The organism is Streptomyces sp. NPDC030995 (genome assembly GCF_055571215.1).
Map to the genome: position 1 here is coordinate 271,708 of NZ_JBVIFS010000007.1, position 26,260 is coordinate 297,967.

Annotated in this window: 22 protein-coding genes and 1 pseudogene; 15 read left to right on the forward strand and 8 right to left on the reverse strand. The window is 72.1% G+C overall.

Annotated features, from left to right (window positions below; translation table 11 throughout):
* Positions 1 to 171: 171 nt before the first annotated feature.
* Positions 172 to 642: an NUDIX domain-containing protein gene (locus ACZ45T_RS14795; protein WP_468441075.1), complete on the reverse strand. Its 471-nt coding sequence runs from the start codon at positions 640 to 642 to the stop codon at positions 172 to 174.
* A gap of 2 nt (positions 643 to 644) precedes the next feature.
* A complete protein-coding gene (locus ACZ45T_RS14800) occupies positions 645 to 1,385 on the reverse strand; it encodes an XRE family transcriptional regulator (RefSeq protein WP_468441077.1) in 741 nt (246 codons plus the stop codon).
* A 211-nt stretch (positions 1,386 to 1,596) separates the two neighbouring features.
* On the opposite strand from ACZ45T_RS14800, the gene ACZ45T_RS14805 reads away from it, so the two are divergent.
* From ACZ45T_RS14805 to ACZ45T_RS14815, 3 genes are all read left to right on the forward strand, one after another.
* Complete coding sequence (locus ACZ45T_RS14805) at positions 1,597 to 1,878, forward strand: hypothetical protein (RefSeq protein ID WP_468441079.1); 282 nt, start codon at positions 1,597 to 1,599, stop codon at positions 1,876 to 1,878.
* 235 nt (positions 1,879 to 2,113) lie between these two features.
* Positions 2,114 to 2,317: a hypothetical protein gene (locus tag ACZ45T_RS14810; protein WP_468441081.1), complete on the forward strand. Its 204-nt coding sequence runs from the start codon at positions 2,114 to 2,116 to the stop codon at positions 2,315 to 2,317.
* Positions 2,318 to 2,885: 568 nt separating this feature from the next.
* The gene (locus tag ACZ45T_RS14815; RefSeq protein WP_468441083.1) at positions 2,886 to 3,887 is read left to right on the forward strand and encodes a DNA-3-methyladenine glycosylase family protein; all 1,002 of its coding nucleotides are present in this window, start codon (positions 2,886 to 2,888) and stop codon (positions 3,885 to 3,887) included.
* Positions 3,888 to 4,082: 195 nt separating this feature from the next.
* Here ACZ45T_RS14815 and ACZ45T_RS14820 read toward each other — a convergent pair whose 3' ends face one another.
* The 3 genes from ACZ45T_RS14820 to ACZ45T_RS14830 form a co-directional block, all read right to left on the reverse strand.
* A complete protein-coding gene (locus tag ACZ45T_RS14820; protein WP_468441085.1) occupies positions 4,083 to 5,408 on the reverse strand; it encodes a coenzyme F420-0:L-glutamate ligase in 1,326 nt (441 codons plus the stop codon).
* Entirely contained in the window at positions 5,405 to 6,364 is a 960-nt protein-coding gene (gene cofD, locus ACZ45T_RS14825; protein ID WP_468441086.1) for a 2-phospho-L-lactate transferase, read from the reverse strand. Before cofD ends, ACZ45T_RS14820 begins: the two co-directional genes overlap by 4 nt.
* Positions 6,365 to 6,442: 78 nt before the next feature.
* Positions 6,443 to 6,937: a cysteine dioxygenase gene (locus ACZ45T_RS14830; RefSeq protein WP_468441088.1), complete on the reverse strand. Its 495-nt coding sequence runs from the start codon at positions 6,935 to 6,937 to the stop codon at positions 6,443 to 6,445.
* A 645-nt stretch (positions 6,938 to 7,582) separates the two neighbouring features.
* On the opposite strand from ACZ45T_RS14830, the gene ACZ45T_RS14835 reads away from it, so the two are divergent.
* The 3 genes from ACZ45T_RS14835 (at position 7,583) to ACZ45T_RS14845 (ending at position 13,302) form a co-directional block, all read left to right on the forward strand.
* On the forward strand, positions 7,583 to 7,846 hold the full coding sequence (locus ACZ45T_RS14835; protein WP_003983763.1) for a WhiB family transcriptional regulator: 264 nt from the start codon (positions 7,583 to 7,585) through the stop codon (positions 7,844 to 7,846).
* 270 nt (positions 7,847 to 8,116) lie between these two features.
* The gene (locus tag ACZ45T_RS14840; protein ID WP_468441090.1) at positions 8,117 to 11,821 is read left to right on the forward strand and encodes a glycosyltransferase family 2 protein; all 3,705 of its coding nucleotides are present in this window, start codon (positions 8,117 to 8,119) and stop codon (positions 11,819 to 11,821) included.
* A complete protein-coding gene (locus ACZ45T_RS14845) occupies positions 11,818 to 13,302 on the forward strand; it encodes a DUF5719 family protein (RefSeq protein ID WP_468441092.1) in 1,485 nt (494 codons plus the stop codon). Before ACZ45T_RS14840 ends, ACZ45T_RS14845 begins: the two co-directional genes overlap by 4 nt.
* Before the next feature lie 122 nt (positions 13,303 to 13,424).
* On the opposite strand, the gene ACZ45T_RS14850 is transcribed toward ACZ45T_RS14845, so the two are convergent.
* The gene (locus ACZ45T_RS14850) at positions 13,425 to 13,901 is read right to left on the reverse strand and encodes a metallopeptidase family protein (RefSeq protein WP_468441153.1); all 477 of its coding nucleotides are present in this window, start codon (positions 13,899 to 13,901) and stop codon (positions 13,425 to 13,427) included.
* 93 nt (positions 13,902 to 13,994) lie between these two features.
* Here ACZ45T_RS14850 and ACZ45T_RS14855 point away from each other — a divergent pair, with 93 nt between their 5' ends.
* The 6 genes from ACZ45T_RS14855 to ACZ45T_RS14880 all read left to right on the forward strand — a co-directional run bounded on the left by ACZ45T_RS14855 (position 13,995) and on the right by ACZ45T_RS14880 (position 19,641).
* A complete protein-coding gene (locus ACZ45T_RS14855; RefSeq protein ID WP_468441094.1) occupies positions 13,995 to 14,369 on the forward strand; it encodes a DUF3499 domain-containing protein in 375 nt (124 codons plus the stop codon).
* 78 nt (positions 14,370 to 14,447) lie between these two features.
* The gene (locus tag ACZ45T_RS14860; protein ID WP_468441096.1) at positions 14,448 to 15,818 is read left to right on the forward strand and encodes a phosphomannomutase/phosphoglucomutase; all 1,371 of its coding nucleotides are present in this window, start codon (positions 14,448 to 14,450) and stop codon (positions 15,816 to 15,818) included.
* 244 nt (positions 15,819 to 16,062) lie between these two features.
* The gene (locus ACZ45T_RS14865; protein WP_319733427.1) at positions 16,063 to 16,248 is read left to right on the forward strand and encodes a Trm112 family protein; all 186 of its coding nucleotides are present in this window, start codon (positions 16,063 to 16,065) and stop codon (positions 16,246 to 16,248) included.
* A 59-nt stretch (positions 16,249 to 16,307) separates the two neighbouring features.
* The gene (locus ACZ45T_RS14870; protein ID WP_468441098.1) at positions 16,308 to 17,441 is read left to right on the forward strand and encodes an SIS domain-containing protein; all 1,134 of its coding nucleotides are present in this window, start codon (positions 16,308 to 16,310) and stop codon (positions 17,439 to 17,441) included.
* 40 nt (positions 17,442 to 17,481) lie between these two features.
* Positions 17,482 to 18,639, forward strand: coding sequence for a mannose-6-phosphate isomerase, class I (manA, locus tag ACZ45T_RS14875; protein WP_468441100.1), 1,158 nt, complete (start codon positions 17,482 to 17,484; stop codon positions 18,637 to 18,639).
* Positions 18,640 to 18,711: 72 nt separating this feature from the next.
* Positions 18,712 to 19,641: a cation diffusion facilitator family transporter gene (locus ACZ45T_RS14880; protein WP_468441102.1), complete on the forward strand. Its 930-nt coding sequence runs from the start codon at positions 18,712 to 18,714 to the stop codon at positions 19,639 to 19,641.
* 256 nt (positions 19,642 to 19,897) lie between these two features.
* On the opposite strand, the pseudogene ACZ45T_RS14885 reads toward ACZ45T_RS14880, so the two are convergent.
* Positions 19,898 to 21,272, reverse strand: a pseudogene (locus ACZ45T_RS14885) (fructose PTS transporter subunit IIA).
* Positions 21,273 to 21,622: 350 nt separating this feature from the next.
* On the opposite strand from ACZ45T_RS14885, the gene ahcY reads away from it, so the two are divergent.
* Both ahcY and ACZ45T_RS14895 read left to right on the forward strand, forming a co-directional pair.
* Entirely contained in the window at positions 21,623 to 23,059 is a 1,437-nt protein-coding gene (gene ahcY, locus ACZ45T_RS14890; protein WP_468441104.1) for an adenosylhomocysteinase, read from the forward strand.
* A gap of 140 nt (positions 23,060 to 23,199) precedes the next feature.
* Positions 23,200 to 23,820 carry a hypothetical protein gene (locus ACZ45T_RS14895; RefSeq protein WP_468441155.1) on the forward strand — a complete coding sequence of 207 codons (621 nt, stop codon included), beginning with the start codon at positions 23,200 to 23,202 and terminating at the stop codon, positions 23,818 to 23,820.
* A 4-nt stretch (positions 23,821 to 23,824) separates the two neighbouring features.
* Here the strand turns inward: ACZ45T_RS14895 and ACZ45T_RS14900 are convergent, their stop codons facing one another.
* The gene (locus ACZ45T_RS14900; protein ID WP_468441106.1) at positions 23,825 to 24,745 is read right to left on the reverse strand and encodes an RDD family protein; all 921 of its coding nucleotides are present in this window, start codon (positions 24,743 to 24,745) and stop codon (positions 23,825 to 23,827) included.
* A gap of 111 nt (positions 24,746 to 24,856) precedes the next feature.
* Between ACZ45T_RS14900 and ACZ45T_RS14905 the strand changes: the two genes are divergently transcribed.
* Positions 24,857 to 25,864, forward strand: a complete 1,008-nt coding sequence (locus ACZ45T_RS14905) for a stage II sporulation protein M (RefSeq protein ID WP_468441108.1) — start codon at positions 24,857 to 24,859, stop codon at positions 25,862 to 25,864.
* Positions 25,865 to 26,260: the final 396 nt, after the last annotated feature.

The following is a 26,260-nucleotide window of genomic DNA, read 5'->3' on the forward strand; positions in this document are numbered from 1 at the left end:
CTATGACTGACATGCGAAATATCGAAATTGGTCGCCACTGCGCATTTGCTTTCACCGACGCTCGGCTTGTGACGAAGTACCGGCACAATCAGACTCCGCCAGGAGTCCCCCCGAACTGGTCCGGCACCACTGGCGCGCGCAGCGCCGTGATCCGGTTCCCACTTCGGAAGCTCAACTGATCCTGGGGGTCGGTGAGTCGCGGAAGCCTTCTTTGAGCCGCAACCGAGTAGTCGGTGACATGTCGAGGGATTCCACCTCCGGTCGGGGAACCCAGCGCACCTCGATCGATTCCGCGCTGACCCTGATTTCGCTGGTGAGAGGTCGGGCACGGAAGCAAAGTGAGAACTCCTGTCGCACCTCGCCGTCCGAGAACGCGATGACATGTCCGGGGTCCGTGAAGACGCCCACCAGCCCGACGACCTCGACCTTGATGCCGGTCTCTTCCAGGACTTCTCGGATGACCGTCCCAGTGATGGTTTCGCCGATCTCCTGCACGCCGCCCGGCATCCCCCAAAGCTCGTTGTCGGATCGCCGCTCCAACAGGATCTGATCGTCTTCGTTGACAACGAAGGCCGTCACTGCAGGGACGATGCTGTTTGCCCTCGGTGCGGAGGGGTTGTTGAAGTAGTCGGTACGACTCATGCTCACCCTTCGATGGAAACGGCTTCGCTCCAGACCTTCTCGAAGCTCTGCTGATACGTCGAGACGAGCTCGGCGCCGGCAACCCGCCTCAGGTGCAGGACAGGGGCCATTGGGGCGCTCACTCCGTAGACCTGCGGGTTGACCAGCCACTCGTCGTCCGATCGGTAGAGCGAGTTGTGCAGCGTCGACCGGTGCAGGCGGAATTCGATTCCGGGAACCGAGTAGAGCGGGCGGTAGAGCTTCATCACCTCCCGCACCTTGTAGGCGACTCCTTCGCCGATCTCCTCTTCCTCGCCGCGACGCTGGACCTCCGGGCCATTGGGGTCGCCGAGGAGGATGCGCGCCCGGACACCTGAAGCCGCTTTCCGCTTGAGCAGCTGTGTCCACCGCGGGTTCTCGGCCAAGAACGCGCCGGCGTGCACCAGTACGCCAATCTCGCGCTCAGCCCGGCCGAAGAGCTGAAGCCAGAGGTCTGCCGGCACGTAGGAGCGGTGTGGGTAGATCCTCAGCACTTCCGCGTCAGCCGCGTCCTTGCGCTGCCCGTCAGGGAGACCGTCCGGCCACAGATATGCCTCATCTTCGCGCAGGAACGCCGCGATGGTGAGGCGGTGCCGTCGGTACGGTGTGCGGCCTTGCGTGATCCAGCGTTCTACGGTCTTCGGGTCGACCTCGACGTGCCCTGCCATGGCGTCGACGGTGACACCAAGCGTCATCATCGCCGACCGCAGTCGTTCGTTCGACATCCAAACCCCCAGGGACGTCCAGGGACGTGTTCGCCCTCCGGAACGCTACAGAGGACGTCCCAAGCCGTCCAGTGGCGTGGTCTCTAAGTCCCGGTGTGTGGAAGCACTCTGATTGTGCACCAGTTGATGCGTCCAACCGGAACGGGGTGGGACGCCGGAACTGTCTGCGCTTCCCCTGCACGAACACGACACACCCAGGGCGGCGACGATCATGACGCAGCGACAGGACCACGAGAACCACGTCCCCCGCGCCATCGCGCTGCCGCGCTCCCTGTGGCCTGAGCCGGGCACGATAGTCCGCGCCATGGAGGCGCCCGAACAACTGGCCGTCGGCGTCCTCACCCGGTACGGCACCCCCGCCGACGCCTTCCCCGGCTTCGCGTACGTACGCCCGCTCAGCGGCGGTCGCGAGTGGATCGCGAGTAACGAGTACCTGCGTCCCGCGTACCCGATGGAGATCAGCGCCGTCCGGATCCAGGAGTGGGCCCGGTGACCGGCCACCCGGTCCTGGGACCGGTCCGCGACCACGAACGCCGTACCGTCAATCACCCGCTCACGGGCACGCAGGTACGCGATATCGCCTCAGGTCAATGCGGCGAGCTGAGGGAGGTGACCGAGGAGTGGGCAGTCGGCCGGACAATCCGCATCGCTCACATCCGCCTCGCCGGCGGGGGTGTCGAGTGGTCTACGGCTCTGGACAACATCAGCCCCGTCCCCAGAACTACCTCATGAGCCGTGCACAGATCGGCGACCTGGTCGAAGACGGCCCCGGTGGCGGCCACTGGATCTACACCGACCGGCGTGGAGCCACGATCATCCTGCGCCCCGTGTACGGAGGCACCTGCTTAACCAGACCGGCCGTCAACCCCGAGGCGCTGCGCGTGGTCAAGAGCCGACGCCAGCTCACAGACGAATTCCCGTACTTCGTATAACCCCGCTCCGGTACCTGTCGGTAGGCAAGTACCGCTCGAAGATCTGGAAGCATGCAGGCGCGAACCCGGAGCCGATCCTCCTGCTGAAACAGTCACAGTGGGGTCAAAGATGACGCCAGGTCGTAATCGGCATGGGTCGGCTCTCTTAATGGGTCCGGATGCACGCCGGAATCGACGTCCCCAATGGGCGCCCCCTTCCCGAGTGCCGTCTCTGGTGCACGTAGCGGATCGAAGGCCCTCACCGAAAAGGACCCCCAGGCCCGGCTGTTCCGTTCTGACCGATTCGAACGCCTGCGTCGACCCTTCGTTCTCCTACTGACCACCGCTGTCGGGTGCGGCCTCACAATCCTGCTGCCAACACCACTTACTCCACAGCGGATGACCATCGGAGGGGCATTGGGATTCGGAGCCGGCTTGGCTTTGATCCTCGTTGCCGGAGCCCCACGTCGCTACCGCGGGCACAATCGATCATGATGTGTCTTCGACCGGAACTCTCCCGAACCGCCTTGAAGGTCTCGCCACTCTTAACGCCCTCTGATCTGACAGCCCGCAGGGCTACGCTCGACGCATGGCCGGCCGCTTCGATCCCCCGCTCACCCGCACCGCCGCCCGCGGCGGCCGCACCGCCGTCCCCCACGGGCAGGGCCAAGCGGCAGGCGCCGGCGCCAAGGCCCGGGTATGGGCGCCGGGAGGCCCCGTGGACCTCGGCCTCACCCTCGGCCCCCTCAGGCGAGGACCGGCCGACCCCACCTTCCGCACCACCCCCGACGGGTCGATCTGGAAGGCCAGCCAGACCCCCCTCGGCCCCGCCACCCTCAGGGTCTCCCACCCGGGGACGGAGGTGCACGCCGAAGCCTGGGGCCCCGGCGCCGACTGGTTCCTCGAACAACTGCCCGCACTGCTCGGCGCCGACGACGACCCCGCCGCCTTCGTCCCCCGCCACCGCCTCCTGCACGCCAGCCACCGCCGCCGCCCCGGCCTGCGCCTCACCCGTACCGGCCTGGTCCTGGAATCGCTCGTCCCGACCATCCTGGAGCAGAAGGTCACCGCCGACGAGGCCTACCGAGCCTGGCGCCTCCTCGTACGGCAGTACGGCGAGGCGGCCCCCGGCCCGCTGGGCCAGGAGCTCTACGTCATGCCCACCCCCCGCACCTGGGCCCTGATCCCGTCCTGGGACTGGCACAAGGCCGGGGTCGACGCCAAGCGCTCCGCCACCATCGTCCGGGCCGCCCGCGTCGCGAACCGCATGGAGGAGGCCGCCGCCATGGAGCCGGCGCAGGCCGCCGCCCGGCTGGAGGCCGTCCCCGGCATCGGCCCGTGGACCTCCGCCGAAACCCTCCAGCGCAGCAACGGCGACCCGGACGCCGTCACCACCGGCGACCTCCACCTCCCCGGCATCGTCGGCTACGCCCTCGCCGGCGACCGCGACGCCGACGACGCCGCCATGCTGGAGCTGCTCGCCCCGTACGCCGGCCAGCGTCACCGCGCCGCCCGCCTCATCCTCCTCGCGGGCCACGCCCCGCCCCGCCGCACACCCCGCATGCCGCGCGGCGACATCGGCCGCCTCTAGGTCGTGTCGTCAAAGTCCCGTCTGGCTGGCGGGGTCTGGCACGCACGCTCGCCGCGTTGTCGTCGGTCGCCGACGCTCCGCGTCGCCTCCCTCCTCCGCCTTGCGATCGCACGCACCAGACCCCGCCAGCCCCGCCCTTCGGGCGGCCGACGCGACTTTGACGACACTCCCTAGAGGGTGTCTTGGGCTCAGGGCTCAGCGGACCTCGATGAAGTCCTCCGGGTCCCGCCCCGCCCGCTCCGACGGAGGCGACGCGGGGCGTCCCACCGCCACCGCCCCCATCGGGTCCCAGTCCTCCGGCAGCCCCAGCACCTTCCGCACCACGTCCCGGCAGAACATCGTCGAGGACACCCACGCCGAGCCCAGCCGCTCCGCGGCCAGCGCGACCAGCAGGTTCTGCACGCCCGCGCCCATCGCGACCACGAACATCTCCCGCTCCGCCGCGTCCCGCCGGGCGTGCCCGTAGTCGTGCGCGCCGTCCGTCACCAGACACGGCACCACCAGGTACGGGGCGCCCCGCAGCACGTCCCCGCGCCGCACCCGCTTCGCGATGGACTCCTCGGACTTCCCGTCGGCCCGCAGGTCCGCGATCCACGCGTCCCGCATCGCGTCCAGCAGTTCCAGCCGCGCCGACGCCGACTCCAGCAGCACGAAGCGCCACGGAGTGGTGTGGTGCGGAGCCGGTGCCGTCACGGCCGCCGCCACCGCGCGCCGTACCGCGCCCGGGTCCACCGGGTCGTCGGTGAAGGCCCGTACCGTACGGCGCTGCGTCACGGCTTCCCGTACCGCCTCCGAGGTGCCCAGCCGGAACATGTCGTCGGCCGGGGCCCGGACCAGGTCCCGCGCCGACGAGCCCTCGCCCACCACGTGGGCCAGCCCGCGCACGACGGCCACCGGCAGCCCGTTCGCCTTGCCCTTGACCAGGTCGCCCGCGGCGGCCAGTTCGTCCGCCGTCGCCACCACCGTCGCGCTCAGCGGATTGCCGTGCGCGTCCGTGCCCCCGCGCAGGTCGTCCAGGACCCGTACGCCGGCCGCGCCGATCGCCACGTCGGTGAGCCCGGAGCGCCACGGCCGCCCGAAGGTGTCCGTCACGACCACGCCCACGTCCACGGACAGGACGTCGCGCACCCCGGCGCGGATCGCCGCGGCCGAGGCGTCCGGGTCCTCGGGCAGCAGCAGCACCGTGCCGGGCGTGGTGTTGGAGGCGTCCACCCCGGCCGCGGCCATCACCAGTCCCTGCCGGTTCTCGACGATCCGCAGCGGACCCCGGCGCGCGACCACCCGTACGGTCTCCGCGTCTATCGCCTCCTCGCGCGAGTCCGCCTCCACGATCCGGCCCTCGGCCTTGGAGACGATCTTCGAGGTGACGAGCAGGACGTCCCCGTCGCGCAGATCGGGCGCGGCCGTGGTGATCAGCTTCACCAGGTCGTCGCCCGGCCTGACCTCGGGTATCCCGTCGACGGCCCGCACCTCGTACGAGGGCGCGCGGACGGGCGTCGCCGCAGCCGTCGGTGCCGTCACCGGGACGCCTCCGCCAGCTCCAGCGCGGCCCGGGCCATCTCCGCGGTGGCGGCCAGGTCGGTCATCATCAGCGGCACCGCGCGGCAGGCGATCCCGGCGGCCTCCACCTCGGCGACGGCGTCCGCGTCGGCGGTGTCCACCAGCCAGCCGTCGAGCAGCCCGGTCCCGTAGTGCAGGGCGACCGCCGCCGCCGTGGACTCGACGCCCACCGCGGCCAGCACCTTGTCGGCCATGCCGCGCACCGGCGCGCCCCCGACGATGGGGGAGAGGCCCACGACCGGCGCCCCGGCGGCGGCGACGGCCTCCCGGATGCCGGGCACGGCGAGGATGGTGCCCACCGAGACCACCGGGTTGGACGGCGGGAAGATGATCACGTCGGCGGCGGCGATGGCCTCCAGCACGCCGGGCGCGGGCTTGGCCTGCTCGGCCCCGACGGGGACCACGGCCTCCGCGTCCACCGCGGCGCGCAGCCGGACCCAGTACTCCTGGAAGTGGATGACCCGGCGCTCGCCGGTGCCCGCCTCGGTGATCGCGACGTGGGTCTCGACCCGGTCGTCGGTCATGGGCAGCAGTCGCACCCCGGGCTGCCAGCGGTCGCAGAGGGCCTCGGTGACGGCGCTCAGCGGGTAGCCCGCGCCGAGCATCTGCGTACGGACGATGTGGGTGGCGAAGTCGCGGTCGCCGAGGCCGAACCAGGTGGGCCCGACCCCGTACGCCGCGAGTTCCTCCTTGACGGTGAAGGACTCGTCGGCACGGCCCCAGCCCTGGTCCTCGTTGATGCCACCGCCGAGGGTGTACATCACCGTGTCCAGATCGGGGCACACCTTGAGCCCGAACAGGTGAATGTCGTCACCGGTGTTGCCGATGACCGTGATGTCCGCGTCGGGCACTGCCGACTTGAGTCCGGAGAGGAACCGGGCGCCGCCTATACCGCCGGCCAGAACAACAATGCGCATGCAGACAGTTTGTCAGCCGCAGGCCGTCGCTGAGGGGTGGTGGTCGGGCGACGGGCGGGGCCGTCGGGCCGATCGGGGTCAGGCGGTCACGGACGCCGGTTCGGCCGGGGCGCAGGTGTGCATCGGCATCTCGGTCAGGCCGGGGAAGTAGACGTGCAGGCTGACGGCGCCTTCGAGGGCGTCGTTGACGACCTCGTGGGCGTAGCCGGGGGCGAAGACGCGCTGGGAGCCGGGGCGGTGGGTGAGCCGTCCGCGGCCGGTGTGCTCGGTCAGCTCGCCCTCGAGCACGGTCAGGACGCCGGAGGAGGCGCCGTGGTCGTGCAGGCCGCTGCCCTGGCCGGGGACCCAGCTGAGCAGCCAGACCTCGTAGCCGGGGCCGGTGCGCAGCCGGTGGTACCAGCGGGTGGTGGCGTCGTACTGGACGAGGTGCTCCCAGGAGGTGCGGTCCTCGGCGATGGAGCGGGCGAGGCCGGCGAATTCGGCGACGGTGACCGGATGTTCGCGGGCGGGCTGGAGGAGGTGCTGGACGGCGAGGATGTCGCCGGCGATCTGGAGGTCGCTGTCCTGGTTCATCGGGGTGTTCCTCGACGGGTGTCAGTCGCTCAGGGCGGTTGCTGTGGGGAGTGGCCGGAGCTCACGGGAGCCGGAGCTCCACGGGCATCAACAGCAACAACAGCAACAGCGAACCTGGGCAGCGCACAGGAACCCACGAATGGGGGTCCGGGTGGCGGCTGCGGGCGCTGACATGCGAACAAGGAGAACGGGTCGTAGGCCGGACTGTCAACCCAATGTCCGGTTTGGGGGAAAACTTTCACCTCATCCGGTTACGTAGTGCGGAGAAAGGTTTGTGCAGTCCGGGGCGGGGCAAGTGGCGCTGCGTCAGGGATCGCACCGGACGGTATCTAAACCAAGACGCGCCATCTCGTAACCGGAATGTGATCTGCGCCGCTTCTGTGGCCGGATCGCAACCCCATCTGAGAGTGGCGCGTCGATTGTGAGTGAGGCGGGTGTCTTGCGACGCCCGTGGCATGTGTCATGGTTTTTGGCGATATGAACACTTTCTGCATAGGCTTGGTTCCGCAGAGTGAATAAGGGGCCCAATAGCAGATCTCGGCTTGACTGCGCCGGAGCCGCCCACTTGTAATTTCACTCGTGTCGTTACGTAGCGATCAGTGACGACATGACCACGGGGACGCACAGACAGAGCGAGGGGCGCACATGACCGAGCTGTTTCAGGAACTGCTGGTCGAGGAGGCGGACGAGGAGCTCGGATGGCAGGAGCGCGCACTGTGCGCCCAGACCGACCCCGAGTCCTTCTTTCCCGAGAAGGGCGGCTCCACCCGCGAGGCCAAGAAGGTCTGCCTCGCCTGCGAAGTCCGCTCCGAATGCCTTGAGTACGCCCTCGCCAACGACGAGCGATTCGGCATCTGGGGCGGTCTGTCCGAGCGCGAGCGCCGCCGTCTGAAAAAGGCAGCGGTCTGAGACGGCCGAGGCGTCACCGACCGGGCATCCACCACACATCGCACGACATATCGAGCAGCACAACACGTACACACAGAGCACCGCACACGGTCCGCCTCCTGCACCTTCCCCGCAGGAGGCGGACCGCTGTCTTGCCAGCCGTTAGGGTGGGGCGCTGTCCAGCAGCCTCCGAGGGCACACCACCCCCGGAACCTCCCCCCGACTGCTCCCCCGGCTCTCGCCGGGAGGGGCTCCCAGGGGGACTCCCCAGGCCGGAGGGCCAGTAGCGCGATGTCCCTGCACAGCCAGTCGACGGCCTCCCACCAGGCCCCAGCCACACCCGAGTTCCCCCGGCACGTCGTCACCGCGGTCCTCGTCGCCCACGACGGCGCCCGCTGGCTGCCCCGGACACTCGCCGGCCTCCTGGGCCAGGAACGCCCCGCGCAGAACCACATCGCCGCCGACACCGGCAGCGCCGACGAATCCGCGCGACTGCTCACCGACGCCCTGGGCGACGACCGCGTCCTGCACCTCGCCCGCCGCACCGGATTCGGCACCGCCGTGGACGAGTCCGCCCGCACCGCGGGCACCCTGACCCCCGAGGACCTCCCGTACCTCAAGCGCCCCAGCGGCTGGGACCCCGTCAGCCGCACCTGGCGCGACGACGCGTACGACCTCCCCGACCTCCCCCACGGCGAGCCCGTCCAGTGGCTCTGGCTGCTCCACGACGACAGCGCCCCCGAACCCGACGCCCTCGCCGAACTGCTCCGCGTCGCCGAGGAGAACCCCGACGCCGCCGTCATCGGTCCCAAACTGCGCGGCTGGTACGACAAGAAGCAGCTCCTCGAAGCCGGCGTCACCATCGCCCGCAGCGGCCGCCGCTGGACCGGCCTCGACCGCCGCGAGCAGGACCAGGGCCAGCACGACCAGGTCCGCCCCGTCCTGTCCGTCTCCACCGCCGGCATGCTGGTCCGCCGCGACGTCTACGACGCCCTCGGCGGCTTCGACCGGCGCCTGCCCCTGATGCGCGACGACGTCGACCTGTGCTGGCGAGCCCAGAGCGCCGGCCACACCGTCCTCGTCGCCCCCGACGCCGTCCTGCGCCACGCCGAGGCCTCCGCCCGCGAACGCCGCACCGTCGACTGCGCCGGCCGCACCAGCTCCAGCCCGCACCGCGTCGACAAGGCCGGCGCCGTCTACACGATCCTCGCCAACAGCTCCGGCCGCGCCCTGCCCTACGTCCTGCTGCGCGTCCTGTTCGGCACCGTGCTCCGCACCCTCGCCTACCTCGTCGGCAAGGCCCCCGGCCAGGCCGTGGACGAGCTCACCGGCCTGCTCGCCACCCTGCTCCGCCCCGGCCGCCTCCTCGCCGCCCGCAAGGCCCGCAGCCGCCCCGCCGTCCCCGCCGCCGAACTGCGCCCGCTGTTCCCCCCGCCGGGCGCCTCCCTGCGGGCCAACGCGGAACAGCTGGCCGGCTACTTCGGCGACGCCCGCGACACCGACGCCGCGCCCGCGGGCCGGCACGGCGGCGGCAGCATCCTCACCGCGCCCGGCGAAGACGGCGACTACCAGCAGGCCGAGCGCTTCGCCCGCCTCAAGCGGATCGCCGGCAACCCCGCGCCCCTCCTCTTCGCCGTCCTCCTGCTGGTCTCCCTCGCCGCCTGCCGCGGCCTGATCGGCGGCGGCTCCCTCATGGGCGGCGCCCTGCTGCCCGCCCCCGACGGCGGCCTCGACCTCTGGCGCGCCTACACCGACGGCTGGCAGCCCATCGGCACCGGCTCCACCGCCTCCGCACCCCCCCACCTCGCCGTCCTCGGAGCCTTCGCCACCCTGCTGTTCGGCTCCACCCAGGCCGCCCTGACCCTGCTCCTCGTCGGGTCCGTCCCGCTCGCCGGCCTCACCGCCTACTTCGCCTCCCGGCCGCTCGTCGCCTCCCGGCTGCTGCGCGCCTGGGCCGCCATCGCCTACGCCTTCCTGCCCGCCGTGACCGGAGCCCTCGCCGGCGGCCGCCTCGGCACCGCCGTCCTCGCCGTGGTCCTCCCGCTCATCGCCCGCGCCGCCGTCGCCGCCTTCGCCCTCGGCGAGAGCGAGCCGGGCGCGGGCAAGCGGGGCAGCTGGCGCGCGGTGTGGACGTACACGCTCCTGCTGACCCTGACCACCGCCTTCACCCCGGTCGTCTGGCCGCTCGCCGCCGCCCTCGGCGCCGCCGCGCTCGTCTTGCGACGGGCGCAGTGGAAGGCGTACGGGCTGCGGCTGCTCGCCACCCTCGCCGTCCCGCTCCTCGTGCTCGCCCCCTGGTCGCTCGGCCTGCTCACGCACCCCGGCCGCTTCCTGCACGAGGCCGGACTGCCCTACGGAACCGGCTCCGCGAGCGCCCTCGACCTGCTCGGCATCAGCCCCGGCGGCCCCGGCGCCGCCGCCGGACTGCTGCTCATCGGCATCGTCCTGGCCGCCCTGGCCGCCCTGCTCCGCACCGACCGCCGGTTCGCCGTCCGCACCGCCTGGGCCGTCGCCCTGGCCGCGCTGCTCCTCGCCGTCGTCCTCAACCGGACCGCCTGGGCCGGGCCCGCCACCGTCGTCTACGGACTCGCCCTCCTCGCAGCCGCAGCAGTCGGCGCGGAAGGCGCGAAGGACCGGGTCGCCGCCCGCAGCTTCGGCTGGCGCCAGCCGCTGGCCGCGCTCATCGCCCTGGCCGCCGCCGCGGGCCCGCTGCTCGCCGCGGCCGCCTGGCTGGCCGCCGGCGCCGACGGCCCGCTGGAGCGCCGCGACCCGGTGCAGGTCCCGGCCTTCGTCGCCGACGCAGGCGGGGACGACAACCAGACCCGCACCCTGATCCTCGACCTGGACGCGCCCGCCACCGTCTCCTACAGCCTCGTCCGCGGCTCCGGCGGCCGCCTCGGCGACGCCGATATCACCGCACGGACCGGCGGCGACCCCCGCCTCGACAAGGTCGTCTCCAACCTCGTCGCCGGCTCCGGCGCCGACCAGTCCAGCCAGCTCAGCGCCTACGCCATCCGCTTCGTCATGTTCCGCCCCGGCGGCCCCGAGGAGATCCGCCGGGTCCTCGACGCCACCCCGGGTCTGAGCCGGCGCCACCAGCAGGACGGCACCGCGCTGTGGGGCGTGGAGCCCTGGCTGCCGCGCGCCGTCATCGTCTCCGGCAAGCAGGGCGAGGCTCCGATCCCCGTCGCCGCCGGACCCGTCGAGGCCCACGGCAAGATCCCCGCGGGTGAGGCGGGCCGCGTCCTGCGCCTCGCCGACCGGGCCGACGACGGCTGGCGGGCCACCCTCGACGGCAAGCCCCTCAAGCCCAAGACCCTGGACGACTGGGCGCAGGGCTTCGAACTGCCCGCCGACGGCGGCCGCCTCGACCTCGTCCACGAGGACTCGCTGCTGCGCACCGCCTGGCACTGGGCGCAGGGCCTGCTCGCCCTGGTCCTGCTGGTGATGGCCCTGCCGGGCCGCCGCGCCCGGCTCGACGACGACCTGCCCGAGGAGGAGGCCGTCCTCCCGGCCCAGCCCGGCCCGGGCGAGGCCGGCGAGGGCCGCCGCGCCCGCCGCCTGCGCGCCGAGGCCGAGCCCGCCCCCGTACCGGTGGAGGCCGCGGCGGCCGCCGACCCGTACGCACAGATCCCGGCGCAGCCGGTGTACGGGGAGGAGACGTACGCCTACCAGGCCTACGGCGAGCAGGACGGCTACGCGTACGAGCAGCAGCAGCCGGTGCAGCCGGTGCAGCCGGTGCAGTACGACCAGTACGAGCAGTACCCCTCGTACGACCAGCAGGGCCAGCACGGCCAGGACCAGCAGGGCCAGCACGGCCAGGACCAGCAGGGCCAGCAGCACCAGCAGCACCAGCAGGGCCAGCAGGGCCAGGCCTACGAGGCCCCGTACCCGTACCAGGACCAGCAGCAGTACCCCTACCCGTACGAGCCCTACGAGCCGTACGACCCCCACGCACCGCACGACCCGCGTCCCGACGGGAGCCCCCAGCAGTGAAGCAGCGCGCACCCCTGACGCTGGCCGCCGTGACCGCGGCGCTGGCCGCCCTCACCGGCGTCGCCGCCCTCACCGCGCCCGCCGCCGACGGCAAGGCGGCCGAGGGCAAGGCGGCGGCCGCCGCCCGGATGCCCGTCGAGCGGTCCCTGCTGGTGTGCCCGGGGCCCAGCTCCTCGGACATCGCGGAGACCACGTACACGGCCTTCACCCCCGGCGCCCCCGCCGGGGAGGGCAAGGGCTCGGCCCGGCTGCTCGGCGCCACCAAGGACGCCAAGCCCGTACTGGAGCCCAAGGAGCCCGGCAAGCCCGTCGGGGCCACCGCCAACGGCGCCGACGCACCCGCCCTCACGGGCAGCGCCGACGGGGTCCTCGCCCCCGGCTGGACGGCCCAGCTGACCACCAAGGTCTCGGTCGGCCGGGCCCGCGGCCTGCTCGGCGTCGGCTGCACCGCGCCCGGCACCGACTTCTGGTTCCCCGCCGTCAGCACGGCCAAGGGCCGCGAGGACTACGTCCACCTCACCAACCCCGACGACGCCGCGGCCGTCGTCGACATCAAGCTCTTCGGCCCGGACGGGGTCGCCAAGGCCGACGCGAACGCCGGCGAGGGCATCAGGGTCGACCCCAAGTCCACCAAGACCGTCCTGCTCTCCTCCCTCGTCCCGGCGACCCAGCTCGCGGACGCCACCGCCCACGTGACGACCCGCGCGGGCCGCGTGGGCGCCTCGGTGCAGGTCGCCGAGGAGGGCGTGGGAGCCGACTGGCTGCCCGCCTCCACGGACCCGGCGGGCTCACTGGTGCTGCCGGGCATCCCGGCGGACGCCGCCAACGTACGGCTCGTCGTCTTCGCGCCCGGCGAGGAGGACGCGGACCTCAAGCTGCGCCTCGCCGGGCCGGGCGGCGCGATCAGCCCGGCGGGCAACGAACAGCTGCACGTCAAGGCCGGCATGACGGCCGGCGTGGACCTCAAGGACGTGACCCGCGGCGAGCCCGGCTCGCTGCTGCTGACCCCGTCGGACGCCAAGAAGGCCGCACCGGTGGTCGCGGCGGTACGGGTGGTCCGCGGCAGCGGCGCCAAGCAGGAACTGGGCTTCGTCCCGGGCAGCGGGCCGGTCGGGACGCGGGCGACCGTGGCCGACAACCGGCCCGAGGAGAACACCACCCTGCTGTCCCTGACGGCCCCGGACGCCGACGCGAAGGTCAAGGTGACGGCCTCGCCGGGCACCGGCGGCGGCGAGCCGGCCTCCCAGGAGGTCACGGTCAAGGCGGGCACCACGCAGACGCTGACCCTGGCCCCGGCGGGCGGCAAGGGCTCCTACGCCCTCACCGTCGAGACCCTCTCGGGCGGCCCGGTGCACGCGGCCCGCACCCTGTCCCTCCCGCACGAGGGCATCGCGATGTTCACCGTCCAGACCTTCTCGGACGACCGCTCGACGGTCGCGGTCCCCAAGGCCGCCCAGGACCTCTCGGTCCTGACCAGGTGAGTCAGCCCGGCGGGGCCCATCGGCCCGCCGGGCACAAACCAGCCCCGCCGGCGTTTGAGGCGCGGGGGTCCGGGGGCAGCGCCCCCGGCAACGGCGCCGCACCCTGCGACCGGCGGCTCGGGTCAGTCCTGCCCGTACCGCGGATCCACGGTCTCCGGCGACAGCCCCAGCAGCTCCGCCACCTGCTCCACCACGACCTCGTGGACCAGCATCGCCTTCTCGTCCCGCGTCTTGGTACGGATCTCCACCGGACGCCGAAACACCACGACCCGGGCCGGCCGCCCCTCGCGGGGCTCCGACACCGCGCCCAGCGGCACCGCCTCGTCGTTCCAGCCGGCGTCCGCACCACCCGGCGGGCCCGGCACGTCACCGACGAGGAACTCCACCTCGGCGAGCTGCGGCCAGCGCCGCTCCAGCCGCTCGACGGAATCCCGTACGAGGTCCCCGAACAGCTCCGCCCGGCTCGCGGCCAGGGGCACCTGCGGAGGGGCCACCGGACCGCGCATCCCGCGCCCGTGCCGGTCCCGACGGCGCGGACGCGGCTCGGCGGGGGCCCCGGCGGGGGGCTCGGCGGGGCGGGGAGGCAGGGGGCTGTCCATCACCCCCGCAGGGTAGCCCCGACCACGACACGGGGGAGTGAGGGGCGGTGGAGTCGTCGCGGCCCGGTCAAGAGTGCGGTACCGTCCAACGTCGTGAGCCTTGTACGTCGCTGTTCGCGCACCGCGTGCGGCCGCCCTGCCGTCGCGACACTGACGTACGTCTACGCCGATTCGACCGCAGTTCTCGGCCCGCTCGCCACCTACGCCGAACCACACTGCTACGACCTGTGCGCCGAGCACTCGGAGCGCCTGACCGCCCCCCGGGGCTGGGACGTCGTGCGCCTGTCCGACGGCTCCGGGCCGTCCCGCCCCAGCGGCGACGACCTCGAAGCCCTCGCCAACGCCGTCCGCGAGGCCGCCCGCCCGCCCGGGCGCGCGGCGGAGGCGGGGGGATCCGGCCAAGGTGGCCGGGTCGCCGGCGAGACGCGTCGCGGACACCTGCGCGTCCTGAGATCGCCGGATTCCTGACGCTTCGATCGTCTGAAAAGCCCCTCCGGGTTCAGGGTAGGTTTGCCGAACCGCACAGAACCTTCAGGAGGGCAGGCAGTGGCCGCAGATCTTTCGAACATCGTCAAGGCGTACGACGTACGTGGCGTCGTACCGGACGAGTGGGACGAGCCCCTGGCGGAGCTGTTCGGTGCCGCGTTCGTCGAGGTCACGGCCGCTTCGGCGATCGTCATCGGCCACGACATGCGTCCCTCCTCCCCGGGCCTGTCCGCCGCCTTCGCGCGCGGCGCGGCCGCCCGCGGTGTGGACGTCACGCTGATCGGGCTGTGCTCCACCGACCAGCTGTACTACGCCTCCGGGTCGCTGAACCTGCCCGGCGCCATGTTCACGGCCTCGCACAACCCGGCCCGGTACAACGGCATCAAGCTCTGCCGCGCGGGCGCCGCCCCGGTCGGCCAGGACACCGGCCTCTCGCAGATCCGCGAGCTGGTGGAGAAGTGGTCCGACGAGGGCACGCCCGCCATCCCCGCCGGCACCGTCCCGGGCACGATCACCGAGCAGGACACCCTGACCGGCTACTCCGACCACCTGCGCGGCCTGGTCGACCTGGCGGCGATCCGCCCGCTGAAGGTCGTCGTCGACGCGGGCAACGGCATGGGCGGCCACACCGTCCCCACGGTCTTCGAGGGCCTGCCGCTGGAGCTCGTCCCGATGTACTTCGAGCTGGACGGGACGTTCCCGAACCACGAGGCGAACCCGCTGGACCCGAAGAACATCGTCGACCTCCAGGCCCGCGTGCTGGCCGAGGGCGCCGACCTCGGCATCGCCTTCGACGGCGACGCGGACCGCTGCTTCATCGTCGACGAGCGCGGCGAGGGCGTCTCCCCGTCCGCGATCACCGCCCTGGTCGCGGCCCGCGAACTGGCCCGCAACGGCGGCACCGGCACCGTGATCCACAACCTGATCACCTCCTGGTCGGTCCCCGAGGTCGTCCGCGAGCACGGCGGCACGCCCGTCCGCACCCGCGTGGGCCACTCCTTCATCAAGGAGGAGATGGCCAAGACCGGCGCCATCTTCGGCGGCGAGCACTCGGCGCACTACTACTTCAAGGACTTCTGGAACGCGGACACGGGCATGCTCGCCGCGCTCCACGTCCTGGCGGCCCTGGGCGGCCAGGACGGCCCGCTGTCGGCCCTGACGGCCTCCTACGACCGCTACGAGGGCTCCGGGGAGATCAACTCCACGGTCGCCGACCAGGCGGGCCGCCTGGCCGCCGTCAAGGAGACCTACGGCGCCCGCGAGGGCGTCACCCTGGACGAGCTGGACGGCCTGACGGCCACGGGCACGGACTGGTGGTTCAACGTCCGCGCCTCCAACACCGAGCCCCTCCTGCGCCTGAACGTCGAAGCCCGCGACGCGGCGACCCTCGCCAAGGTCCGCGACGAGGTCCTCGCCCTCATCCGCGCGTGAGTGCCGGGGGCGGGCCGGACTGCGCTCCGCGCAAACTCCGGCCCGTCCCCCACATCCAGGCCCCGGCGGGTGACATCAGCCCCGCCGGCGTTTGAGGCGCGGGGTCCGGGGCGGAGCCCCGGCAACGGCGCCGCACCAGACTCAGGGCACCGCGCCGCACGGCACGTCACCTCCAAGCCGCAACGGAGTTGACTCGGCGGTAGGCTGACCCCGCCCGATCCACATCCCCGAAGGGACGCACCACATGCCGCTCGAAGCCGGACTTCTGCAGATCCTCGCCTGCCCCGCCTGCCACGCGCCCCTCGAGGACAAGTCGGCCGACGAGACGGCCCCCGAGCTGATCTGCACCGGCCAGGACTGCGGCCTCGCCTACCCGGTCCGTGACGGCATCCCGGTGCTCCTCGTGGACGAGGCCCGCCGCCCCGCCTGAGCCACCGCACGCCGCGAGACGCGCAGACTGGTTCCGTCACCCAACAGCCGGAGGCCGCCATGCTCGACGAGTCGCTCCTCGACGCCCCTGACGATCTCGCCCGCATCGACCGCCGGGGCCTGCTCCGCGGCGCGGCCGAGGCCGGGGCCCGGGTCCGTACCGCGGCCCGGCACTCGACCGAGGCGGGCCTCGCCGACCTGCGTCCCGACGGCCGTCCGCGCGCCGTCCTGATCGCCGGGCCCGGCACCGCCGCCACCGGCGTCGCCGACCTGCTGGGCGCCCTCGCCGGCGCCTCGGCGCCCGTCATCCGGCTGGACCCCACCGGCGTCGCCCACGCCGCCGGCGCGCTCCGCTGGGCCCTGCCCGGCTGGGCCGGCCCCGTCGACCTGCTGCTCATCGCCACCACCGACGGCACCGAGCCCGGGCTCGGTGTCCTCGCCGAGCAGGCCTACCGGCGCGGCTGCTCCGTCGTCGCCGTCGCCCCCGAGCGCTCACCGCTGAGCGAGGCGGTGGAGGGCGCGCACGGGCTCCTCGTACCGATGGCCAAGGCCCCGTACCAGGAGTACGACGAATCCGCAGCGGCCGGACCCGGCGCCCTCTGGGCCCTGCTGACGCCGCTGCTGCTGCTCCTCGACAGGGTCGGCCTGATCACCGCCGCCCCCGACACCCTCCAGCTCGTCGCCGACCGGCTCGACCGCACCGCCGAACGCTGCGGGCCGGCCATCGCCACCTACTCCAACCCGGCGAAGACCCTCGCCTCCGAGCTGGCCGACTCCCTCCCGCTCATCTGGAGCGAAGGCACCGGGGCCGCACCCGCCGGCCGCCGCTTCGCCGCCACCCTCGCCGAGCTCGCCGGCCGCCCCGCACTGGCCGCCGTGCTCCCCGAGGCGCTGCCCGCCCACGGCGTCCTGCTCGCCGGTGACTTCGCCGCCGGAGCCGATCCCGAAGACTTCTTCCGTGACCGGGTCGACGAGCCCCAGGCTCTCCGCGCCCGCATCGTCCTGCTGCGTGACCGGCCGGCCGGAGGCCTCACCGCCGCCCCCGCCGCACGCGAGCTCGCCCTCAGCCACGACACGGCCATCAGCGAGATCGAACCGGAGGAGGGGGTGGAGCTGGAGCAGCTCGCCGAACTCCTCGCCGTCACGGATTTCGCCACCGCCTACCTGGCGTTGGCTTCCGGGGGACACAGCTGAGGTAGAAACACGCTGCCCGGCTCTATCCAGGAAGACGACGATGGACCGCCTGACCAACACGATCCGCCCCTACGCCTGGGGATCCACCACGGCGCTCCCCACACTGCTCGGTGTCGAACCCACCGGTGAGCCCCAGGCCGAGCTGTGGATGGGAGCCCACCCGGGCGCCCCGTCCCGCCTCGACCGAGGCGCCGGCGAGAGGGCGCTCTCCGACGTCATCGCCGCCGACCCCGAAGGGGAGTTGGGCGCCGCGACCGTCGCCAAGTTCGGCCCCGGACTGCCCTTCCTCCTCAAGATCCTCGCCGCCGGCGCCCCGCTCTCCCTCCAGGTCCACCCCGACCTGGCCCAGGCCAAGGCGGGCTTCGAGGACGAGGAGCGCCGCGGCGTCCCCATCGACGCGGCCCACCGCAACTACAAGGACCCCAACCACAAGCCCGAAATGCTCTGCGCGCTCACCCCGTTCGACGGGCTGTGCGGTTTCCGCCACCCGCAGGAGGCCGCGGAGTTGATCGAAGGCCTGGGCGTCGACTCCCTCAAGCCGTACGCGGACCTGCTGCGGGCCCATCCCGAGGACGCCGCGCTGCGCGAGGTGCTGACCGCCGTACTGACCGCGGACCGTACCGAGATGGCCCACTCGGTCGCCGAGACCGCGGCCGCCGTCGACCGCCTCGGCGGCCCGTACACCCCGTACGCCTCCCTGGTCCACCACTACCCGGGCGACCCGGGAGTCATCGCGGCCATGCTCCTCAACCACTTCCGACTCCAGCCCGGCGAGGCCGTGTTCCTCGGCGCGGGCGTCCCGCACGCCTACATCGACGGCCTCGGCGTCGAGCTGCTCGCCAACTCCGACAACGTGCTGCGCGCCGGACTCACCCCCAAACACGTGGACGTCCCCGAGCTGCTGAAGATCACGAACTTCGAGTGGGGCGATCCGAACGTGCTGCGCCCGGAGGGCGACGGCGAGGAGGTCTACGAGGCCCCCATCGACGAGTTCCGGCTCTCCCGCTTCCTCCTCGCCCCCGGTGGCGCCTCCCGCATCCTCCCGGAGGGCTCCCCGCAGATCCTGCTCTGCACGGAAGGCGCGCCCCGCGCGGGCGAACTGACCCTGTCACCCGGCGAATCGGTCTTCGTACCGGCGGGCGAAAAGGTCGAACTGTCCGGAACCGGGACGATCTTCCGCGCGACGGTAGTCGTCTGACGTGGCGTCCGTCCCAGCGGCTGCAACAATGTGCGGCCGGACGTCAGCGGCTAGGAAGGACACTCAGCACCCATGAGCGCGTCGGGCGGTACCAAGGCGATCGTGGCGGCACTCGCTGCCAACCTCGCCATCGCTGTGGCCAAATTCGTGGCATTCCTCTTCAGCGGCTCCTCGTCGATGCTCGCGGAAAGCGTCCACTCGCTGGCCGACTCCGGGAACCAGGGACTGCTGCTCCTCGGCGGAAAGAAGGCCCAGCGCGAGGCGACCCCGCAGCACCCCTTCGGGTACGGGCGCGAGCGCTACATCTACGCCTTCCTCGTCTCCATCGTGCTCTTCACCGTCGGTGGCATGTTCGCCATCTACGAGGGCATCGAGAAGATCAAGGACCCGCACGAGATCGAGCACTGGTACTGGCCGGTCGGCGTGCTCGTCTTCGCGATCATCGCCGAGTCCTTCTCCTTCCGCACCGCGATCAAGGAGTCGAACGAGATCCGCGGGAACCAGACCTGGGGCCAGTTCATCAAGCGCGCCAAGGCCCCCGAGCTCCCCGTGGTCCTCCTGGAGGACCTCGGCGCACTCGTCGGCCTGGTCCTGGCCCTCGGGGGCGTCGGCATCGCCCTGCTGACCGGCGACGGCATCTGGGACGGCATCGGCACGCTGTGCATCGGCGTCCTGCTCATCATCATCGCGATCATCCTCGCCGCGGAGACCAAGTCCCTGCTCCTCGGCGAGGCCGCGGGCACCGAAGAGGTCGAGAAGATCAAGGCCGCGGTCATCGACGGCGAGACCGTCACCGGCCTGATCCACATGCGGACCCTGCACCTGGGCCCGGAGGAACTGCTGGTCGCCGCCAAGATCGCCGTCCAGCACGACGACACCGCGGCCGAGGTGGCCGACGCGATCAACGCCGCCGAGGCCCGCATCCGCGAGGCGGTCCCGATCGCCCGCGTCATCTACCTCGAACCGGACATCTACCAGGCGCCGCCCGCAGACGGCCGCTGAGGACGTACGAAGACACGAAGGCCCCCGCGGCTCGATCGGGCCGCGGGGGCCTACTGGTGCTGTGACCGGAAAGGTTCACCGGGTCACGGCCCCCGGCACGGCACCTCGCCGCGTTGTCGGACCGCGCTGGTACGTCCAGTACGAGCCGCGGTCCTCCGCCTTGCGATGTACCGCACCGGACGCCGCGACCCAGCGAACCTTGCCGGTCACAGCACCAGCCGTACGCGGGCCCGTGCGGTACGCGGGCCCGTGCGGCCTACCGGATCTCGCTCAGCACGTCCAGGATCGCCGCCTCGTCGGGCGCGGCCCGGAGCCGCTCCCGGAAGCCGGTGTCCATCAGCTTGCGCGACAGCAGCGCCAGGATCCGCAGGTGCTCGTCGCCGGCCGAGGCCTCCGGCACCGAGATCATGAACACCAGCCGGGCCTTCGTCCCGTCCAGCGCGCCCCACTCGATGCCCTCGTCGGACCGGGCGAAGCCCACCGTGGGCCGGGTCACCGCGTCCGTCTTGGCGTGCGGGATCGCGATCGACTCGCCGAGACCGGTCGTGCCCTGCGCCTCCCGCGCGAGTGCGACCCGTACGAGCTCGTCCACGTCCCGGACGTTGCCGGTGGCGGCCAGCATCTGCGCCATCTCGCGGATCGCCGCCTCCTTGGAGTCCGCGGCCAGCCGCGTCTTGACGGTCCGCTCGGTCAGGTACCCGGACAGCACCTCCGGCCGCCCGGCTGGAGCGGCGGCGGGCGCGGCCTGCGTCCGTACGGCCGTCCCACCGGGTCCCGTGCCCGCGCCCGCGCCCGTGCCCGTGCCCGTGCCCGTGCCCGCACCCGCGCCGACCAGTACCGGCTCGGGGCCGAGCGCCTCCGGAGCGGCCCCGCCGTCCTTGCGCAGCTTGAGCTCGATCAGCGCGTTGGTCGTCACCGCGGTGACCAGCACGCCGGCCGCGATCGCGACGAAGAACATCGCGACGCCGCTGACGGCGCCGAACAGTGAGACGACCGGCCCGCCGTGCGGCACCGAGTCCTCGACCCCGGCCACGCCCGCGATCGCACCGGCGACGGCGCCGCCGAGCATGTTCGCCGGGATGACCTGCGCCGGCCGCGCCGCGGCGAACGGAATGGCACCTTCGGAGATGCCGAAGAAGCCCATGAACAGTGCGGCGATCCCCGTCTCCCGCTCCTGGTCGCTGTAGAGCTTGCGCCGCAGCAGCGTCGCCAGGCCCTGGCCCAGCGGCCGCGCCCGTCCCGGTCTGCACGGGCGCGCTCCGCACGCGCTCGATCAGCTCCTCGGGCCGGTGGATGCCGTCCGCGACTCCGGTGGACAGGACCCGCTTGCCCGCGAAGCGCGCGCGGTCGACCTCCTTGTCGGCGGCGATGATGATGCCGTCGGCGCCCCTGACATCGTTGTCAGACAGTACGTTTTCGGCCCCGATCGAGCCCTGGGTCTCCACCTTCATGTCGACACCGAGGCGGTCGGCGGCCTGCTGGAGCTTCTCCGCGGCCATGTAGGTGTGGGCGATCCCCGTGGGACACGCGGTGACGGCGAGCAACTTCAGGCGCTCGGGCCCTCCCCCAGACTTCGTCTGGGAGGTGCCCCCAGCGTCCCCGTCGGCGGGAGGGCCTGCCGGACTGGTCACTGAAATCTCCTTCGCGCCAACGGGGTCCTGCGGAATCGCGCACGAGTTCCGATCCACCGGCATCCTGCCCCACGTAAGGGGTGCATCAAAAGTCCGAAAGGCCCTGAAAATGCCTGCCGGACGGCCCGAAGACAAGAGACGGCTTCTTGCCCGTCCGACTGGGGCACGCTCCGCCGATCGGTGTAGATTCGACGTCAGTGTCAGGCGTCGCTGCTGATGGCGGGTCGGGCGGTCCTTGCGACCGGCCGAGGGGAGAGAGGACCCCCGACGGACTGTGCTCGGTGTCCCGTCCCCAGGACGGCGCACGGACCAGCCGTACCCACCCTCTCGAACCATGAGGAGCAGCACCCATGGACTTCAAGGTCGCAGACCTCTCCCTTGCCGCGTTCGGCCGCAAGGAGATCACCCTGGCCGAGCACGAGATGCCGGGTCTGATGTCGATCCGCGCGGAGTACGCGGCGACCCAGCCCCTGGCCGGCGCCCGCATCACCGGCTCGCTGCACATGACCGTGCAGACGGCCGTCCTCATCGAGACCCTCGTCGCCCTCGGCGCCGACGTCCGCTGGGCCTCCTGCAACATCTTCTCCACCCAGGACCACGCGGCCGCCGCCATCGCGGTGGGCCCGAACGGCACCCCGGAGAACCCGCAGGGCGTCCCCGTCTTCGCCTGGAAGGGCGAGACGCTGGAGGAGTACTGGTGGTGCACCGAGCAGGCGCTGACCTGGCCGAACACCCCCACCGGCGGCCCGAACATGATCCTCGACGACGGTGGTGACGCCACCCTCCTCGTCCACAAGGGCGTCGAGTTCGAGAAGGCCGGCGAGGCCCCGGACCCGTCCACGGCGGACTCCGAGGAATACGCGTACATCCTCACCCTGCTCAACCGCACCCTCGGCGAGAGCCCGCAGAAGTGGACGCAGCTCGCGTCCGAGATCCGCGGCGTGACCGAGGAGACCACCACCGGTGTGCACCGCCTCTACGAGATGATGCAGTCCGGCGACCTGCTCTTCCCGGCGATCAACGTGAACGACGCCGTCACCAAGTCGAAGTTCGACAACAAGTACGGCTGCCGCCACTCCCTGATCGACGGCATCAACCGCGCCACCGACGTCCTCATCGGCGGCAAGGTCGCGGTCGTCTGCGGCTACGGCGACGTCGGCAAGGGCTGCGCCGAGTCCCTCCGCGGCCAGGGCGCGCGCGTCATCGTCACCGAGATCGACCCGATCTGCGCGCTCCAGGCGGCCATGGACGGCTACCAGGTCGCGACCCTGGACGACGTCGTCGAGACGGCCGACATCTTCATCACGACCACCGGCAACAAGGACATCATCATGGCCGCCGACATGGCCAAGATGAAGCACCAGGCCATCGTGGGCAACATCGGCCACTTCGACAACGAGATCGACATGGCCGGCCTGGCCAAGGTCGAGGGCATCGTCAAGGACGAGGTCAAGCCCCAGGTCCACACCTGGAAGTTCCCCGACGGCAAGGTCCTGATCGTCCTCTCCGAGGGCCGCCTGCTGAACCTCGGCAACGCGACCGGCCACCCGTCCTTCGTCATGTCGAACTCCTTCGCGGACCAGACCCTGGCCCAGATCGAGCTCTTCACGAAGCCCGAGGAGTACCCGACCGACGTCTACGTGCTCCCCAAGCACCTCGACGAGAAGGTCGCGCGCCTCCACCTCGACGCCCTCGGCGTCAAGCTCACCACCCTCCGCAAGGAGCAGGCCGACTACATCGGCGTCAAGGTCGAGGGCCCGTACAAGCCGGACCACTACCGCTACTGATCCGACCAGCGGTAGCAGAATGTGAAGCAGGCCCCCGGCACGTGTGCCGGGGGCCTGCCCCATACACCTGGCCACAGCCCCCGCTCCGGCCCTGGCTCCAGCCCCCCCTCCAGCCCTCGATCCCAAGAAGTGTGCGCACCATGCCCCGCGGCCGCTACTCGCTCCACGACCCGCACGACCACACCCCCCTCGGCGAGGAGCACTTCCACTGCGCCCCCGGCCCCTCCGGCTGGCGCTACGTCTCCCAGCTCACCGGCCCCGGCGGCGACCACCGCGGTTCCGTCGACCTCGCGATCGACGAGCTCGGCCGTCCCATCCGCATGGAGGTCAACGCCGCGAGCTGGCAGGTCCGCGGCGCCGCCATCGACGGCGTCACCTGGGTCCGAACCGACCCCACCGGCACCGAGGCCACCGAGGGCAACATCGCCGCCCCCGGCTTCACCGGCACCTCCCCGGCCTTCCTCGTCGCCACGTCCCGCCTGCTGCGCCTGTCCCCCGGCGCCCCCGCCACCCGCGTCCGCCTCCTCGCCCTCACCGACCCGGTACTGGCCCCCCGTACGGTCGACCAGGCCTGGGCCCTGGTGGCCCGCGCGGAGCACGCCACGGACAGCGGCCCGCTCCTGGTGGACGAGTACCAGGTCAGCGCCCTGGACACGGGTGAGGTCCACACGATCCACATCGCCGGAGACGTGGTCCTCTCGGCCCCCGGCATCGAGCTCGAACACCTGGAGACCCCGCCCTCGGCCTTCGAGGAGCAGTGACCCCTCAGGCAGGCGGCGCGAACCCGCCGGCGCGCGGGGCCTCTACGGGAGCCACGGGCGCGGGAGCGACGTAAGGAGCTTGAGCGGGCGCGGGGGCCGGCGCGCCCAAGGGCACGGGCGCGGCAAAAGGCCCCGGCACGGGCACGGGCATGGGCACGGGCGCCGGAGCCGGAGCGGCAGGGCGGAAGGCCCGGGCGGCGTCGCGCGACTGCCGCTCGTGCACCACGGCCATCAGGAACGCGGCGGCCGGTACGCCCGCGGGCGGCGGCGCCCCCGTACGCGCCACCAGGTCGTCCGCGAGCTGCGCCGCCATGGCGGCACCCACCTGCGGATCCAGCTGGTTCATCCGCGTCAGGTACTGCCGGATCGCCAGCCACAGCCCGTCCGGCACCGCCGACAGGTCCAGCCCGGTGAACCGCCCGGCCAGCCACGGCGGCGGCGGAGGCATCGGCATCACCCGGGCCCCGGGCACCCGCTCCCGGACCACCAGCGTCCCCGCGAAGACGTCCCCGAGCCGCCGCCCCCGCGCCGACACCAGCGAGGCGATGCACGCCACGGACCCGAAGGTCATCATCAGCTCCACGACCCCCATGGCCCCGCGCACGAGCGCGTGCCGGAACCGGATCGGCCCGCCGTCGTCCCGCACCACCCGCAGCCCGCAGGCCAGCTTGCCCAGCGAACGCCCGTGGGACAGCGTCTCCACCGCGATCGGCACGCCGACCAGCAACAGCAGGAAGCTCGCCACCGCCACGGCGGCCTGCGCGGCATCGTCGAGCGAGGCGGTCGCGAGGGTCAACCCGATCGAGATGAGCACGTATCCGGTGACGTACACGAGCAGGTCCAGGAGGATCGCCAGCGCACGGCTCGGCAGTCTCGCGGGCCGCAGCCCCAGGACGACCGCGTCCCCCGTCACCAGATCGCTCACCACAGCACCTCTCATGTGACCTGCCCCGCCCGTACGGCACCCAGTCTGCCAAGCTGACCACACTAGGAATAGGCAGTAGCAGGGGACCTGGGGCAGGGGAGCGGCAACCGGATGGATCTCGACGTCTTCGTGACGGCACATCGCGCGGAATGGGACCGCCTGGAGCAGCTCCTGGGCCGCGGCCGCAAGCTCACCGGCGCGGAGGCCGACGAACTCGTCGCGCTCTACCAGCGCACCTCCACCCATCTCTCCCTCATCCAGTCCAGCGCCCCCGACCCCATGCTCACGGGCCGGCTGACCCAGCTGGTCGCCCGCGCCCGCGCCACGGTGACGGGCGCCCGCCGCGCCGGGTGGCGCGACGCCGCCCGGTTCTTCACGGCGGGCTTCCCGGCCGCGGTCTACCGCAGCCGGCGCTGGTGGATACCGACCGCGCTGCTCTCCACGGCGCTCGGCGTGCTCATCGGCTGGTGGATAGCCACGCACCCCGAGGTCCAGGGCGCCATCGCGGCCCCGGAGGACCTGAAGGCGCTCACCCAGCCGGGCGGCCAGTACGAGACGTACTACTCCAGCCACCCGGCGGGCTCCTTCGCCGCCCAGGTCTGGACGAACAACGCCCAGGCGGCGGCGATCTGCCTGGTCCTGGGCGCCTTCCTGGGCCTGCCCGTGCTGTGGATCCTCTTCCTGAACATGGCCAACCTGGGCGTCGGCCTCGGCCTGATGTCCGCCGCCGGCCGCCTCGACGTCTTCCTCGGCCTGATCCTCCCGCACGGCCTGCTCGAACTGACGGCGGTCTTCGTGGCCGCGGGCACGGGCCTGCGCCTGGGCTGGACGGTCATCGACCCGGGCCCCCGCACCCGCCGCACGGCCCTCGCCGAACAGGGCCGCGCCGCGCTCGGCATGGCCATCGGCCTCGCGGTGGTCCTGTTCATCTCGGGCCTGATCGAAGGCTTCGTGACCCCGTCGGGCCTCCCCACCTGGGCCCGCATCACGATCGGCGTCGTGGCCGAGGCGGCTTTCCTCCTGTACGTCTTCGTCCTGGGCGGCCGAGCGTCCCGGGCCGGCGAGGCGGGCGACGTGGAGGCCGCCGACCAGACGGCCACGCTTCCGACTGCGGCCTGATGTGCGTACTAGGCGGTTGAGCTGCTAGTCTCCTCGTCGTCCCGGAACGACTGTTGACACAGTCGCCACGGGGAGGTAGATTCGAACGGTTGCCTCGAACTGGACAAGTTCGGCAGCGATGGTTTAAACTCTCTCTCACCCCATACGGAGTCAACTTCCGCGGGGTACAGCCGACTCCTCATTCAGGAAATTCGAAGCCGGGAAATCCGGTGGAAAACTTCTGATAGAGTCGGAACCGCCGGAAAGGGAAACGCGAAAGCGAAAACCTGGAAAGCGCCGAGGAAATTCAGACACGAAAGAGTCTGATAGAGTCGGAAACGCAAGAACAGAACGAAAGCCCGGAGGAAAGCCCGAGAGGGTGAGTACAAAGGAAGCGTCCGTTCCTTGAGAACTCAA